16 protein-coding genes are annotated in these 12,373 nt (G+C 34.6%); 15 read left to right on the forward strand and 1 reads right to left on the reverse strand.

Annotated elements, in window-relative coordinates; genetic code table 11:
- Positions 1–27 precede the first annotated feature (27 nt).
- From ACXYMZ_RS03815 to ACXYMZ_RS03860, 10 genes are all read left to right on the forward strand, one after another.
- Complete coding sequence (locus ACXYMZ_RS03815) at positions 28–1,212, forward strand: D-alanyl-D-alanine carboxypeptidase family protein (RefSeq protein WP_458947031.1); 1,185 nt, start codon at positions 28–30, stop codon at positions 1,210–1,212.
- Between the two features lie 102 nt (positions 1,213–1,314).
- Positions 1,315–1,668, forward strand: coding sequence for an anti-sigma F factor antagonist (gene spoIIAA / locus ACXYMZ_RS03820; protein ID WP_458947032.1), 354 nt, complete (start codon positions 1,315–1,317; stop codon positions 1,666–1,668).
- Positions 1,665–2,105 (forward strand): anti-sigma F factor, encoded by a 441-nt coding sequence (gene spoIIAB / locus ACXYMZ_RS03825; RefSeq protein WP_458947033.1) that lies wholly within the window; start codon positions 1,665–1,667, stop codon positions 2,103–2,105. Before spoIIAA ends, spoIIAB begins: the two co-directional genes overlap by 4 nt.
- Before the next feature lie 11 nt (positions 2,106–2,116).
- Positions 2,117–2,872 carry an RNA polymerase sporulation sigma factor SigF gene (gene sigF / locus ACXYMZ_RS03830; RefSeq protein WP_458947034.1) on the forward strand — a complete coding sequence of 252 codons (756 nt, stop codon included), beginning with the start codon at positions 2,117–2,119 and terminating at the stop codon, positions 2,870–2,872.
- Between the two features lie 113 nt (positions 2,873–2,985).
- On the forward strand, positions 2,986–3,603 hold the full coding sequence (locus ACXYMZ_RS03835) for a stage V sporulation protein AA (protein WP_458947035.1): 618 nt from the start codon (positions 2,986–2,988) through the stop codon (positions 3,601–3,603).
- Entirely contained in the window at positions 3,590–4,012 is a 423-nt protein-coding gene (locus tag ACXYMZ_RS03840; protein ID WP_458947487.1) for a stage V sporulation protein AB, read from the forward strand. The genes ACXYMZ_RS03835 and ACXYMZ_RS03840 overlap by 14 nt, the downstream gene beginning before the upstream one ends.
- A 315-nt stretch (positions 4,013–4,327) precedes the next feature.
- On the forward strand, positions 4,328–5,800 hold the full coding sequence (locus ACXYMZ_RS03845; RefSeq protein ID WP_458947036.1) for a spore germination protein: 1,473 nt from the start codon (positions 4,328–4,330) through the stop codon (positions 5,798–5,800).
- Positions 5,801–5,878: 78 nt separating this feature from the next.
- Positions 5,879–7,186: a diaminopimelate decarboxylase gene (lysA, locus tag ACXYMZ_RS03850; protein ID WP_458947037.1), complete on the forward strand. Its 1,308-nt coding sequence runs from the start codon at positions 5,879–5,881 to the stop codon at positions 7,184–7,186.
- 81 nt (positions 7,187–7,267) lie between these two features.
- Complete coding sequence (locus ACXYMZ_RS03855; protein WP_458947038.1) at positions 7,268–7,705, forward strand: peptidylprolyl isomerase; 438 nt, start codon at positions 7,268–7,270, stop codon at positions 7,703–7,705.
- 167 nt (positions 7,706–7,872) lie between these two features.
- Positions 7,873–8,238 (forward strand): GNAT family N-acetyltransferase, encoded by a 366-nt coding sequence (locus ACXYMZ_RS03860; protein WP_458947039.1) that lies wholly within the window; start codon positions 7,873–7,875, stop codon positions 8,236–8,238.
- A 69-nt stretch (positions 8,239–8,307) separates the two neighbouring features.
- On the opposite strand, the gene ACXYMZ_RS03865 is transcribed toward ACXYMZ_RS03860, so the two are convergent.
- On the reverse strand, positions 8,308–8,397 hold the full coding sequence (locus ACXYMZ_RS03865; protein ID WP_458947040.1) for a YjcZ family sporulation protein: 90 nt from the start codon (positions 8,395–8,397) through the stop codon (positions 8,308–8,310).
- 225 nt (positions 8,398–8,622) lie between these two features.
- On the opposite strand from ACXYMZ_RS03865, the gene ACXYMZ_RS03870 reads away from it, so the two are divergent.
- From ACXYMZ_RS03870 to ACXYMZ_RS03890, 5 genes are all read left to right on the forward strand, one after another.
- Positions 8,623–9,360 (forward strand): segregation/condensation protein A, encoded by a 738-nt coding sequence (locus ACXYMZ_RS03870; RefSeq protein WP_458947041.1) that lies wholly within the window; start codon positions 8,623–8,625, stop codon positions 9,358–9,360.
- A 2-nt stretch (positions 9,361–9,362) separates the two neighbouring features.
- Complete coding sequence (gene scpB, locus ACXYMZ_RS03875) at positions 9,363–9,950, forward strand: SMC-Scp complex subunit ScpB (protein ID WP_458947042.1); 588 nt, start codon at positions 9,363–9,365, stop codon at positions 9,948–9,950.
- A gap of 368 nt (positions 9,951–10,318) precedes the next feature.
- Positions 10,319–11,227, forward strand: a complete 909-nt coding sequence (locus ACXYMZ_RS03880) for a D-alanyl-D-alanine carboxypeptidase family protein (RefSeq protein ID WP_458947043.1) — start codon at positions 10,319–10,321, stop codon at positions 11,225–11,227.
- Positions 11,221–11,805 carry a nucleoside recognition domain-containing protein gene (locus ACXYMZ_RS03885; protein ID WP_458947044.1) on the forward strand — a complete coding sequence of 195 codons (585 nt, stop codon included), beginning with the start codon at positions 11,221–11,223 and terminating at the stop codon, positions 11,803–11,805. Before ACXYMZ_RS03880 ends, ACXYMZ_RS03885 begins: the two co-directional genes overlap by 7 nt.
- A gap of 1 nt (position 11,806) precedes the next feature.
- Entirely contained in the window at positions 11,807–12,337 is a 531-nt protein-coding gene (locus ACXYMZ_RS03890) for a spore maturation protein (protein WP_458947045.1), read from the forward strand.
- Positions 12,338–12,373: the final 36 nt, after the last annotated feature.

The following is a 12,373-nucleotide window of genomic DNA, read 5'->3' on the forward strand; positions in this document are numbered from 1 at the left end:
ATATTGAATACTATTGGAGGTAATTCTATGAGAAAGTATTATTTTCCTATATTTTTCGCTGTAATAATCTTAATTGGTAGTCTTGTAACGATACAAGTACATAATGTATCTGCTGCGGAATCTAAGGAATCAGTAAATCTAGCTGAAGGATCAAAATCAGCAATATTAATAGAACAAGATACAGGTACGATATTATTTAATAAAAACCCACATGAAAAACTCCCACCAGCAAGTATGACAAAGATCATGACATTATTACTGATTATGGAAGCAATTGATAACGACAAATTATCTACGAGTGAAGCTATTCGGATTAGTGAAAACGCGTCTTCCATGGGTGGAACACAAATATTCTTGGGAGCCGGCGAAGAAATGTTAGTGGAAGATCTAATAAAGGGTATAGCAATAGCATCTGCAAATGATGCAAGTGTCGCATTAGCAGAAAGAATTGCTGGAAGCGAACAAGAATTTGTAAAAGCAATGAATGAAAAAGCAAAATCATTAGGTCTAGAAAATACTCAGTTTCAAAACTCTTCGGGGTTACCAGCAAAAGATCACTATAGTACAGCATATGACATGGCTGTGATGGCAAGAGAGTTACTAAAATACGATACAATAACAAACTACACTTCTATTTATGAAGACTATCTGAGAAAAGGCGAAGAAAATGAATTTTGGCTCGTAAACACAAATAAGTTGGTCCGATTCCATCCAGATGTAGATGGGTTAAAAACAGGATATACCTCAGAAGCAAAATACTGTCTAACTGCCACTGCAAAACAAGATGATATGCGAGTTGTTGCAGTAGTTATGGGCTATGATACCTCAAAGGAAAGAAATGCTGCTGTCTCATCTATGATTGATTATGCTTTTAACCATTTTGAAACGAAAAGCATTTATAAAAAAGGTGACAAGATCAGTGAAATTGATAATTTAAAAGCAAAGAATAAAGTAACAAATATAGTTACTACAGAAGATGTAAGTACACTTCATGCAAAAGGCGAAGAGCTAGAAAATCTCACAACAGATTATGAAATTTTCGAAGTGACCTCTTTACCTATAAAAACTGGAGATGTGATTGGTCGTCTAAGTATTAAAAATGGTGATGAAATCATTCATGAAACAAACTTAACAGTAGAAAAAGATATTGAACATGCTTCATTTTTAACATTATTAAAACGTTCGCTTCAAAAAGTAACTGTTTTTGAATAATAATTAAAAACTTTGGGGATAAACCACTAGTTTTGTCATGTAGCAGGAATTCACTAGATAAAAAAAGAAGTAAGAGATATAAGCAAAGAAGGAGGAGAATCAATGGGGCTACAATCAATGTTTGCTGTGAAAGATAATGTTCTAATTGTCAGGCTAACTGGCGAGTTAGACCATCATGCAGCAGAGGTACTTCGAAATGAATGGAAAAGAATGATTTATGAACATGGAGTGGAGCACGTCATCCTAAATTTAGAGGATATAACTTTTATGGATAGTTCTGGCCTAGGCGTGATTCTAGGCCGCTATAAGGAAATTATGCAACTTGGTGGTGAATTAGTTGTTTGTTCTATAGCGCCTTCAATCAAACGTTTGTTTGAAATATCTGGGTTATTTAAAATCATTCGTTTGGAAGAGAATGAGACTATAGCTTTAGAAGCCTTGGGGGTGCCTTCATGAAAAATACGATGAAATTAGAATTTGCAAGTGTAAGTGAAAATGAAGGATTTGCTAGAGTTGCGGTTGCTGCTTTTATTTCACAACTTGATCCTACAATGGATGAATTGACTGAAATTAAAACAGTAGTTTCTGAAGCTGTAACAAATGCGATTATTCATGGTTACAAAAATAATCCGGATTGTATGGTTAAAATTTTTTGTGAGATAGATGGTAATGAGGTCAGTATAGTAATAGAAGATGATGGGGTGGGGATAGATGATATTCTCACGGCAAGAGAACCACTTTATACATCGAAACCTGACTTAGAGAGATCTGGAATGGGCTTTACAATTATGGAGAACTTTATGGATAGTATCCATATAGATTCATCTTTAGGACAAGGTACAAGTATTGCCATGACGAAACAGATTGTAAAAAATAAAACGGTTTATAATTAAGGTGCATGAAAATGAATCTTAATAAACAAACAAGGAGCAGGAAGGAAACTTTATCAAACGAAGAAGTGAGAGCACTTATTCTTCAAAGTCAGAATGGAGATAAAGCCGCAAGAGACCTATTAGTTGAAAGAAATGTGAGACTTGTGTGGTCCGTTGTTCAGCGATTTATCAATAGAGGCTATGATCCTGATGATTTATTCCAGATAGGGAGCATAGGTCTTATTAAGTCAATTGATAAATTTGATCTAAGTTATGATGTAAGATTTTCTACCTATGCTGTACCAATGATAATTGGTGAAATACAAAGGTTTCTTCGCGATGATGGAAGTGTAAAGGTAAGTAGAACCTTAAAAGAAGCGGGAAATAAAATACGAAGAGCAAAAGAACATTTAACGAAAAATCTTGGACGTTCACCTACTATTCAAGAAGTTGCAGAAGAAACAGAGCTGACTGTGGAAGAGGTAATACATGCAGAAGATGCAGCTAAATCACCGCATTCCATTCATGAAACAGTCTTTGAAAATGATGGGGATCCTATAACATTACTTGATCAAATTGCCTTAGAAGATACAAAGTGGTTTGAAAAGCTATCCTTAGAGGAAGCGATTCAACATTTGGATAAAAGGGAAAGGCTTATTATTTATTTGCGTTACTACAAAGACCAAACGCAGACAGAAGTCGCTAATAGATTGGGAATATCTCAAGTACAAGTGTCAAGAATTGAGAAAAAGCTTTTACAAGAAATAAAAGTTTTTCTTGGTGTATGATTTTATATCTAGAGGAGCTAGGGAAGTATATCTTTCCTAGCAATTTTATTTTTACGGATAAAGACACATTTTTTTGCCATACTAAAAATAATGATTTAGACGAGGTGAAAACGATGAAGGAAATAGTCTATTTAAGATTAAAAAGAAATGTAACTTTTGATAAATATAAAAAGATCCAATTAAAAGACATTTCCTATATTATTGCGCCTGAAGAATATAAAAAAGTAATTGAGAATAAAGTTATCTACCAAATTACAAAAAAAGACCAAAATGTCATTATTATCGATGTTTTTCTAATAATAAAAAGTATACAAGATGAATTGCCAGGCTTAGAAATTGACTCGATTGGACCAGCGCAAAGTGTTATTCGCGTAAAAACAAATAGAAATTTTAAGAAAATCCCACTAGCTTTTGTCGTATGGATGATTCTATTTATCGGAACTTCGATGACAATAATGAACTTCCATTACGATGTCAGTATGCAAGAAGTTCAACAGAAGCTACATGTCATTTTAACAGGTGAAACAAATGAACACCCGTTATGGATCCAAGTGCCATATTCATTGGGGCTTGGAGTTGGAACGATCCTATTCTTTAATCATTGGTTTAAGCGTCGTTTTAATGAAGAACCAAGTCCATTAGAAGTTGAAATATTTAATTACCAGCAAAATCTCGATGAATATTTAATCATACAAGAAAATACGCTTGAAGATACCGATGATACTAAATAATCTTTTCCAAATCTTTATAGGATTTAGTGGCGGTATTGTTGTAGGTGGAGGTTTTGTAGCTTTTATAACGGTATTAAATATTATCCCACGTTTAACCCAATTAACAAAAACGTATCATTTAATAAATCTGTATTCTGCCTCTATCGTATTAGGTCTGCTATTCGGGACAATTCTTTCATTCTTTCCTGTTACATTCAATCAAAGTATTTTTGTCCTTTTACTGTGGGGAACAATTCACGGTATTTTTAACGGCATGCTTGCAGCAGCACTTACAGAAGTGTTAAATGTCTTTCCTATTTTGTATAAAAGAGTAGGATTAGACCACTTCATTCTCTGGTTACTAATGGCAATCGTCTTTGGTAAAATCTTTGGCTCCTTATTTCAATGGTTGTACTTTGTTAACTATTAATCATTACATTGAAAGTTTTTTAATATTTATCAGTAAATATTACTGTGCCATTATCACAAAATAAGCGCTGTTAAAGTTCAATGTTTTATAGAGGATAAACCCGCTTCGGAAATATACTTCGCGCATCCTTAGGCGGCTGGTGAGCTTCCTCGCACGCTTCGCGTACTGCGGGATCTCACCGTTGCCTTGCATCCCGCAGGAGTCTCCGTATATTTCCGAAGCTCAATTTACCTTTTTCCTATTTCAAATTGTTTGAAATATCAATAGTAAGCTTTAACATAGCCACAAAATAAAAACTATAAAGGTCGTATAATGATGAAAACGAAAACAAAAGTATCTGCGAATATTGTCGATAATTACATTTACTTGAATGATAAGCTTGGTATTGATATTTCATATGATGTTGATTATCGTCAGATTTACATATTAGAAACCAAATTACAAATTTACTTTGTTTCTGGGCTCTGTGACACAAGTATTATTCAACAGTTAATGAGGGAGATTGTTGGGATAAATGATCACGAGAGTGAAAGTGATAAAGTTGAAGAAATTGTTTTAAATCGTTTGGTTCACCAACAAGTTGAGAAGTTACACGCGCTTGATGAAGTGGTTGATCAGGTTTTGTCAGGCTTAATTGTTATATTTATCGATGGCTCTGAAGATGCAATAGCTGTCGATATGCGTAATTACCCTGGCAGAAGTCCGGAAGAACCCGACACAGAACAAGTAATCCGAGGTTCAAGAGACGGTTACACGGAAAATATTATTGAGAATACAGCTTTAACAAGAAGAAGAATCCGGGATGCAAGACTCCGAAATGAAATGGTGAAAATTGGAGAAAGGTCAAAAACAGACGTTTGTATTAGTTATATTGCTGATATTGCTAGTGATGAATTGGTAGAACTAGTTAGAAAAAAAGTTAGAGAAGTTGAAATTGATGGCTTAGTGATGGCCGATAAATCATTGGAAGAATTTATTATTGATAGAAAATGGAATCCGTATCCGCTTGTTCGTTATACGGAAAGGCCTGACGTTGCAGCCAGTCATTTATTAGAAGGTCATATACTGGTAACTGTCGACGCATCTCCAAGTGTAATCATTTTGCCAACAACATTTTTCCAGCACCTACAACATGCCGAAGAGTATCGACAATCACCAGCTTTTGGGACATTTGTACGTTGGACAAGGTTTTTAGGTATTTTAGTATCTATTTACCTTTTACCTCTTTGGTTGCTTTTTGTTTTACAACCTGAATTATTACCTAAAGCATTATCATTTATTGGGCCAAATGAAGAAGGTAATATTCCCATCGTTATTCAAATCCTTCTTGCAGATATAGGGATAGAGTTTCTAAGGATGGCTGCAGTGCATACTCCAACACCTTTATCGACAGCAATGGGGTTAATTGCCGCCGTTTTAATCGGTCAAATTGCCATTGACGTAGGGATGTTTACACCTGAAGTTATTTTGTATGTAGCTGTTACTGCGATTGGATCTTATGTTACTCCTAGCTATGAATTAGGAGCCGCGAATAAATTAGCTAAGTATTTCATTGTTATATCCACAGCGCTCTTTGGCGTGATGGGCTTTGTGGTATCAAGTTTGCTTCATTTTCTTTATTTAGTACAGTTAAAATCACTGAAAACGCCATATTTCTGGCCGTTTATCCCATTTGAACCTTATGCGTTCATGCATATTGTATTTAGAATCCCAGTCCCATTTTCTAATAAAAGACCAAGTATTGTTCATCCAAAAAATACGTATCGTATGCCGAGGAAGAAAACGTAAGATGAATTTCTTTTGTTTTGGTCTTTAACATGGTAAAGTAATATATTATTTTACTAATTGAAATTGGGGGAGATTTTTTTGAAAATAGATCATCATCCTTTTAATGCTAACGATAAGGGACATTTAGAAATTGGTGGTATAGATACAATAGAACTTGCAAAAAAATATGATACACCATTATATGTCTATGACGTCTCTTTAATAAGAGAAAATACTCGTAATTTTATTCGTGCTTTTGAAAAACTAAATGTTAATTATAAAGTTGCTTATGCCAGTAAAGCATTCTCAAGTATAGCGATGCTTCAAGTTGCGAAGCAAGAGAACCTTCATTTAGATGTTGTATCAGAAGGGGAATTATATACAGCTTTACAGGCAGGGTTTCCAACAAATAGAATTCATCTACATGGAAATAATAAAAGCAAAAAAGAACTTGAACTTGCAATAGAACATGAGATTGGCTGTATTGTTGTTGATAACTTTTATGAAATAGAGTTACTTGAGGAATTACTCCAAAACGAAACTAAAAAAATAGATATCTTATTACGTGTGACACCTGGGGTTGAATTAAATACCCACCAGTATATTATGACTGGAAATGAAGACTCGAAGTTTGGATTCAATTTAGAGAATGGACAAGCAGAAGAAGCACTAAAGCTTTTACATAATCATCATTCGTTAAATTTATTAGGTCTTCATTGCCATATAGGGTCACAGATTTTTGAAACAAAAGGCTTCAAAGTAGCTGTAGAGTTATTATTCAATAAAATCGAGTCTTGGTATGACACTTATAATTTCGTACCTAAAGTTTTAAATCTAGGCGGCGGGTATGGGATTAGATATACAAAAGAAGACCAACCTTTAGAAAAAGCTGTTTATATCGAAGAAATTGTTGAAGCAGTAAAAGAAAAAAGTGAGCATTTAAATATTCCAATACCAGAAATTTGGATCGAACCTGGTCGTTCTATTGTTGGAGATGCAGGGATTTCACTTTATACATTAGGTTCAACAAAAAATATTGAAGGTATTAGAAATTACGCGTCTGTAGATGGTGGGATGGCAGATAATATTCGACCAGCATTATACGAGGCAAAGTATGACGCAATTATTGCTAATAAAGCAATCGAAAAAGCTGAAGATGAAGTTTCCATCGCTGGAAAGTGCTGTGAGTCAGGTGATATGCTAATTTGGGACTTACCACTTCCAAAAATTGAAGCAAATGACATTTTAGCTGTATTTTCTACTGGAGCGTATGGGTATTCAATGGCAAGTAACTATAATCGATTAGCGAAGCCTGCAGTAGTGTTTGTGGAAAACGGTATCGATAAATTAGTTGTGAAGCGCGAAACAATGGAAGATATAATTAAAAATGACTTATCCTATGAATAAGACGACAATTCTTTTAAACTATGAATGAAAATGGTAAACTGTACGAGATATAAAATTTAAAATTGAAGGAGCGAATGATTTATGGCGAAAACAGGCTATATTTTAATGGAAAGCGGCGAAAGAATTGAAATCGAATTTTATCCAGAAGCTGCACCAAATACAGTTAAAAACTTTGAGGATTTAGCGAATGAAGGATTTTACGATGGAGTTACGTTCCACCGAGTTATCCCTGGGTTTGTAAGTCAGGGTGGAGACCCTACAGGTACAGGAGCAGGTGGAAGTGGTAAAACAATTAAGTGTGAAACAGAAGGTAATCCACATACGCACGAAGCTGGTTCATTATCAATGGCTCACGCAGGAAAAGATACGGGATCAAGTCAGTTTTTCCTTGTTCATGAACCTCAGCCACATCTAAATGGTGTACACACCGTATTTGGTAAAATTACATCTGGGTTAGAAACAGCTCGTAACATGCAGAATGGTGATATTATGAAGGAAGTAAGGGTACAATCAGAATAATTCTTTTATGCATTTGTTTCTTAGTCATACTTTAATCGCCGTTTCTATATTTATTTGACAAACTCCGTTTATAGTGCAATAAATATATATATGCTTTTCGAAGTAATGATTTATTTGTACAAATAAACCAAACACAAATGAATTTAGTTTATTGATGAGGGGTTACTATGTTAATTCGTTATAAAAAGAATATGGAAAAGATTGCGATGGGATTATTATCTTTTATGCCCGATGAAAAAAAAGATGTAAAGAAACTATTGCAACAAATTAAAGAGTATGAGACAAATACTGATTGGCATCTTTACCTTTGGAAAGACGAAGACGATATCTTAGGAGCTATTGGAGTTAAAATTGACAATGATATAAATGTCATTATCCAAGATTTATCTGTTAACCCATCCCACCGTAATTTAGGTATAGGTAAAGAAATGGTTAATCAGATTCATCAGTTATATTCTAAAAAATATACGGTCTCAGCAACAGAAGAAATTAGTGAGTTTTATAATAAATGCGATGTAATTGATGAAGATTAAAAGCCAGCCCATTATTTAGGGCTGGCTTTTATACCCATTTGTTTAAAACAAACGGATTTTAGTTTTGCTTTACATCCAAGCTGCACCGACGATAATTAAAAGAATAAACAGCACAACAATTAGAGCAAAGCCCCCACCGTAACCGTAGCTACCACTCATAATATATACCTCCTTTTGATTGTAGTACATGTAAAAATCAAGCCAGTTGATTCCCTCTGTTCGGTTATTGAACATTTCATGTACTCACGATATAGCTTATGGCTATTTGCTAAAGAATGTATGGGCATCTTGAATAGAAATTTAATATCTGAAGCGTATTTCGCATGAATTTTTTGTTATAATGGAATATAAATCCTTATCTTTCTACTAGAAAGGAAGAATGTGGTGAATGAAGGTTACGAAGTTAAACTAGAACAATTTGAAGGTCCATTAGATTTATTATTACACTTAATCAAGCAGTTTGAGATTGACGTCTACGATATTCCAATGGCTGAGATCACCAAACAGTATATGCATTACATTCAGGATATGAAAGAAATCGAGTTGAATATAGCCAGTGAATATTTGGTAATGGCTGCGACACTTGTATCTATAAAAAGTCAGATGTTGTTACCAAAACCGGAAGTAACAGATGATACTGGTGAATATGAAGAAGATCCCAGAGAAGAATTAATGCAAAGGCTTATTGAATATCGTAAATTCAAAGAAGCTGCAGTACAATTTAAAGAAAAAGAAGAGGAAGCAAATCATACATATACAAGACCTCCTGTAGTTTTTGAAGATCTAATAATTGATAAGGCACCTACTGTACAAGGCGATATATCGGTTTATGATATGCTTGTTGCATTGGGTAAAATGTTTGAGAGAAAAAAATGGAGAGAGCCATTAGACACTAAAATTGAAAGAACAGAAATTTCAATTGAAGAAAGAATGTATGATGTTTTACAATTAGTTAGAGAATCAAAAACAGGAATCGCCTTTGACAATCTATTTCCGACACCAACGCGTTCTCATATTGTAGTAACATTTTTGGCTTTACTAGAGCTGATGAAAGATAAGCAAGTGTATTGCAAACAAGAAGATCATTTCGAAACATTATATCTGTATTATATGGAGGATTAACTTTGGAAATTGGACATTTAAAAGCAGTTACAGAAGGACTACTCTTCGCTTCAGGTGATGAAGGAGTGACTGTTAAACAATTAAGTAAAATCTTGGATATAACAGAGTCTGCTGCTAGCCATATCATTGATGAGTTAAAATATGACTTCGAACATACGGATAGAGGGCTAATGGTAATGGAGTCACATGAAGTGATTCATTTAACAACAAAACCTGAGCATAGTGAGTACTATAAGAAACTTTTGGAAACACCTCAGTCAACAAAGTTGTCACAAGCAGCACTTGAAGTTCTTGCTATCATTGCATACCTACAACCAATAACAAGAACGGAGATTGAGGATATTCGCGGTGTGAAAAGTGATGGACCTGTTCAAACGTTGATCAATCGAATGCTAATTGAAGAAGCAGGAAGAAAAGAAACGGTTGGCCGTCCAACTTTATTTCGTACATCTAAAGACTTTCTAACATTTTTTGGACTTACTTCTTTAGAAGAATTACCTCCTCTACCGGAAAATAGTGACGAAGATGACTCTGGTCAAACAGTAGACTTGTTTTTCGAGAGATTTAATGAAGAATTAAATAAAAGTTAGAAATGAATCACACATTCATTTGTGTGGTTTTTTATTTTTTGTCGGTAAAAATTCAATGTTATTGTGAGCATAGACCCGCTTCGGAAATATACTACGCTTTCCGCGGGCGGCTGGTGAGCCTCCTCAGTCGCAAGCGACTTGCGGGGTCTCACCGTTGCCTTCCATCCCGCAGGAGTCTTCGTATATTTCCGAAGCTCGTTATGCTCCCCTAATTTTGTAATCGATGTTGGCCCAATAATAAGATCTAATATGATCTGTTTATTAAAATCAACAAAATATTATTTAAAAATCTTATTTAACATACATATATAGTTTTCAATCATGCATATGATGAATTATTGAGAAGATTATTCAGGGGGATCTATGCAATGAAATATTTGTTAACTATTGTGCTAGTTATTTTTGCATCATTTTTTGTTATTAAAACTGGACATGCTCAAGTGAATGTCTCTGCTGAACATGCCGTATTAATGGATTTAGATACTGGTGAAATTTTATTCGAAAAAGCGGCAAATGAAAAAAGTATGATTGCTAGTATCACAAAAATCATGACTGCCCTACTCGCAATCGAGTCTGGAAAAATGGATGAAGAAACAACTATCTCTAGAAATGCTATTTATACAGAAGGGTCATCCATTTATTTAGAGCAAGGTGAAAAAGTCTTAATTAAAGATTTAGTATATGGGACAATGCTACGTTCAGGAAATGATGCTGCAGTAGCGATTGCAGAACATATTGGTGGTAGTGAAGAAGGATTTATATTTTTAATGAATGAAAAAGCGAATTGGCTTGGAATGAATAATACTTATTTTGAAAACCCCCACGGGTTAGATGCGGAATCTCATTACTCTAGTGCAATGGACATGGCAATCTTGACTAGAGAGGCAATGTTAAACGATGAGTTTCAAGAGGTTAGTAGAACAAAAATTTATAAATCAAACAACAGAACATACAGTTGGCAAAATAAGCATAAGCTAGTCACTGGTTATTATCAATATGCTACTGGCGGTAAAACTGGTTATACAAAGCGAACAGGGCGTACCTTAATAACGACAGCTGAGAAGAATGGCAATCGTTTAGTTTCTGTTACATTAAACGCTCCAGATGATTGGAATGATCATATAAATTTACTAGAATGGGGTTTTCAACAATTAGAAGAAAGTGGACAAGTTCCTCATGGAGAGCTTGAAGAAGATGTTTTAAATACTGTTCGTCCAAATGCCAAATCATATTTTTTAAACATTTTATCTAGAATGGCAGGTATTCAGCAATGGTAAATATAATTTGGGCAATGATGGCGATTGTAGGAATTATCTTTGCGATGATAAATGGAAAAATGGCTGAGGTAAACGAGGCAATCATCCAAAGTGCGAGTGATGCTGTAACACTTTCAATTGGACTCATTAGTATTCTCGTATTTTGGTTAGGTATTATGAAAATTGCCGAAGAAGCGGGAATTTTAAATGCAATGTCAAAACTAATGCGACCAATAATTATTAAATTATTTCCCGAAATACCTAAGGATCATCCAGCAATTGGATATATTTTATCAAATTTAACTGCTAACTTTTTTGGCTTAGGAAATGCTGCAACCCCCTTAGGGATTAAAGCGATGCAAGAGATGAAGAATTTAAGCAATTCCGACACAGCTTCAAGATCAATGATAACTTTTTTAGCAATAAATACTTCCAGTCTAACATTGGTTCCGACAACAGTAATTGCCATTCGCATGCAATACAACTCTGTTTCACCGACTGAAATTGTTAGTACTACTTTAATTGCTTCTCTTGCTGGAATGACAAGTGCAATTTTAATTGATCGATTTTATTATAAAAAAGAAGCTTGGAGGAAATAATATGTCCTGGATGACTACAATTAGTATTTGGTTTATCCCGTGCTTCCTTTTACTAGTTTTAACGATTGCATCCTGGAAGAAAGTGCCTAGTTACGAACTATTTGTTGAAGGAGGAAAAGAGGGTGTCAAATTGGCATTTTCTTTACTTCCTTTTTTGGTTGGTATGATTGTTGCAATCTCGATACTTCGTGCGTCTGGAGCATTAGATGCATTAATATTACTTTTCACACCAATCCTAACTTTTTTCGGAGTACCACCTGAGATATTACCGCTAGCAATTATTCGTCCAATATCCGGAACGGCAGCGTTAGGGATGACTACAGAGTTAATCCAAACGTATGGACCTGACTCTTTTATTGGGAGGCTAGCATCGACAATGCAAGGAAGTACAGACACAACACTCTATATTTTAACGATATATTTCGGTGCGGTTGGAATCAAACGAATGCGGTACGCACTTAAGGTTGGACTGTTAGCAGACTTGGTTGGTATAATAGTATCAATTGTTGTAGTTACAATTTTATTTGGATAAACAAATTACTAGCGTTTAATAAACATTAAACGCTTT

Source organism: Oceanobacillus sp. CAU 1775 (assembly GCF_054482815.1).

What these genes read in the sequence shown, in the direction of transcription:
- ACXYMZ_RS03815 (WP_458947031.1), top strand. Translation starts at nt 28, where the DNA reads ATGAGAAAGTATTATTTTCCTATATTTTTCGCTGTAATAATCTTAATT.
- sigF (WP_458947034.1), top strand. Translation starts at nt 2,117, where the DNA reads ATGAATCTTAATAAACAAACAAGGAGCAGGAAGGAAACTTTATCAAAC.
- ACXYMZ_RS03865 (WP_458947040.1), bottom strand. Translation starts at nt 8,397, where the DNA reads ATGAGTGGTAGCTACGGTTACGGTGGGGGCTTTGCTCTAATTGTTGTG.
- spoIIAB (WP_458947033.1), top strand. Translation starts at nt 1,665, where the DNA reads ATGAAAAATACGATGAAATTAGAATTTGCAAGTGTAAGTGAAAATGAA.
- ACXYMZ_RS03890 (WP_458947045.1), top strand. Translation starts at nt 11,807, where the DNA reads ATGTCCTGGATGACTACAATTAGTATTTGGTTTATCCCGTGCTTCCTT.
- ACXYMZ_RS03840 (WP_458947487.1), top strand. Translation starts at nt 3,590, where the DNA reads ATGATACTAAATAATCTTTTCCAAATCTTTATAGGATTTAGTGGCGGT.
- ACXYMZ_RS03845 (WP_458947036.1), top strand. Translation starts at nt 4,328, where the DNA reads ATGAAAACGAAAACAAAAGTATCTGCGAATATTGTCGATAATTACATT.
- ACXYMZ_RS03855 (WP_458947038.1), top strand. Translation starts at nt 7,268, where the DNA reads ATGGCGAAAACAGGCTATATTTTAATGGAAAGCGGCGAAAGAATTGAA.
- ACXYMZ_RS03835 (WP_458947035.1), top strand. Translation starts at nt 2,986, where the DNA reads ATGAAGGAAATAGTCTATTTAAGATTAAAAAGAAATGTAACTTTTGAT.
- spoIIAA (WP_458947032.1), top strand. Translation starts at nt 1,315, where the DNA reads ATGGGGCTACAATCAATGTTTGCTGTGAAAGATAATGTTCTAATTGTC.
- ACXYMZ_RS03860 (WP_458947039.1), top strand. Translation starts at nt 7,873, where the DNA reads ATGTTAATTCGTTATAAAAAGAATATGGAAAAGATTGCGATGGGATTA.
- ACXYMZ_RS03885 (WP_458947044.1), top strand. Translation starts at nt 11,221, where the DNA reads ATGGTAAATATAATTTGGGCAATGATGGCGATTGTAGGAATTATCTTT.
- ACXYMZ_RS03880 (WP_458947043.1), top strand. Translation starts at nt 10,319, where the DNA reads ATGAAATATTTGTTAACTATTGTGCTAGTTATTTTTGCATCATTTTTT.